Raw genomic sequence first — 331 nt, forward strand, 5'->3', positions numbered from 1 at the left:
GCATCAGGACGGCGGGGTCGCCATTCACCGGTACCACAAAGCGGGACAGAGTGATTCGGTTGCCCCCTAGCGGGTCGTCATCGGTTCGAAGGCTGATCGGCATCGTCACCCGCAGTTGTTCGATCGATGTGCCGTGCCGGTCGTGGTAGTCACGCAATCCGAGGAGTACTGCCGTTATGAATGCTTCGTTCATCGTGCACTCGTTTGTGTGCGCGGCACGGGCGAGCGCAGCGGTAGGAACGTCGAATGCGGCAAGGCGGCGCGCAGTACCACGATCGGTCATCACGGGCGACAGTGTTGTGGTGATCGGGCGGACTACGCGTGCCAGTGA

Annotated in this window: 1 pseudogene; it reads right to left on the bottom strand. The window is 61.9% G+C overall.

The features are described 5' to 3' along the window. Positions 1 to 286 (bottom strand): annotated as a pseudogene (locus tag GV790_RS29425) (wax ester/triacylglycerol synthase domain-containing protein); the annotation flags it as partial. Positions 287 to 331 lie beyond the last annotated feature (45 nt).

This window comes from Nocardia cyriacigeorgica, from assembly GCF_010858045.1.
Taxonomy (GTDB): Bacteria; Actinomycetota; Actinomycetes; order Mycobacteriales; family Mycobacteriaceae; genus Nocardia; species Nocardia cyriacigeorgica_E.